The organism is Streptomyces sp. MB09-02B, from assembly GCF_033794485.1.
Taxonomy (GTDB): Bacteria; Actinomycetota; Actinomycetes; order Streptomycetales; family Streptomycetaceae; genus Streptomyces.
Map to the genome: position 1 here is coordinate 1 of NZ_JARGEE010000847.1, position 1441 is coordinate 1441.

1 protein-coding gene is annotated in these 1441 nt (G+C 72.0%); it reads right to left on the minus strand.

Going from position 1 to position 1441, the window contains the following annotated elements:
• Window positions 1–1043: SulP family inorganic anion transporter (locus P1P70_RS44575; RefSeq protein WP_319248196.1), on the minus strand; the 1043-nt coding region annotated here is incomplete at its 3' end.
• Between the last annotated feature and the right edge of the window lie 398 nt (window positions 1044–1441).

Sequence of the window (1441 nt, forward strand, 5' to 3'; positions counted from 1 at the left end):
CGCCACAGCACCCCCAACTCCCGTACGGGCACGAGCCGGAACCCCGCATGCACCAGCAGCCCGGCCAGCGCCGCCAAAGGGATCACACCGAGCACCCCGGGCAGCAGCGCCGCGAAGACCAGCAGCCACACCCCGTGCAGCACCCGTGAGGCCTTGGTCCGCGCCCCCGCCCGCACGTTCGCCGCACTCCGTACGATGACCGCCGTCATGGGCAGTGACCCGAGTACCCCGCACAGCACGTTCCCGGCGCCCTGGGCGACCAACTCCCGGTCGTAGTCGGTCCTCGGGCCGTCGTGCAGCCCATCCACGGCCGCCGCGCTGAACAACGACTCGGCCGAAGCGATCAGCGCGAGGGCGAGAACGGTCCCGACCACCCCCGCCTCCGTGAGCAACGCCAGGTCGTCGACCGATGGCACCCGCACGGCCTCCAGCAACCCCCGCACCTCGACCCGCCGCACCTGAAGGTCGCAGACCCCCGTGACCAGGGCCGCACCCCCGACAGCCACCAACGGCGCCGGCACGAACCGCGCTCCCCACCGCCACCGGGGCCACACCACCAGGACGCCGACAGTGGCACCCCCGAGCGCGAGCGCGACGAGATCCACGGCCCCGGGCAACGCCCCCAGCCCGGCGAACTTCTCGATCCCCCCGCCTCCGGGCGCGGCCGCATCCCCCATGGCGTACACCTGCCCCGCCACCAGCACCAGTCCGATCCCGGCGAGCATCCCCTGCACCACGGCCACGGACACGGCCCGAAACCACCGCCCCCAGCGCACCACCCCCAACACGATCTGCAGCACTCCGGCACCGAGCACCAGTACACCGAGCGCCGACAGCCCGTACGCCCGCACCGCCTCGTACACCAACACGGTCAGCCCGGCCGCCGGGCCGCTCACCTGGAGGCTGCTCCCCGGCAGAGCACCGACGACCAGTCCTCCGACGATCCCCGTGACCAGCCCCAACTCCGCCGGCACCCCCGATGCGACCGCGACCCCCGCACACAGCGGCAGCGCCACGAGAAACACGACGACCGAGGCGGCCAACTCCCCGCGCCACGACGCAGCCCGTGGTCTCCCGAGCCATGGCCACAGCCGTAACCGTCCCTGAAACGGCCCCAAGGCATTACGCACGAGACAACACCTCCGGCAGCCGATGTTCGACAGGGGTGCCCGACAGGAGATGCGCAGTCCCGAGCCAGGGGAGCGAACCCGACGGTGATCACGAGACTCACGAAGGGAGTCCGCCAGACAGATCACCCGGGCAACACGGCGCGGCCGAGAACCCCTCCGAGTGGCCACGCTCCGCAACCAATTGTCACCCAAAGCGAGCATTCTCTGCACCCCCTTCCCGTGGTCACCACCCCCGCAGCGGAAGCGCACCTCCGCGGAACCTCACCTTCCGATCACTCCGTCGCGCGCCTGCGCCCCTCCTCGCCCCCGCC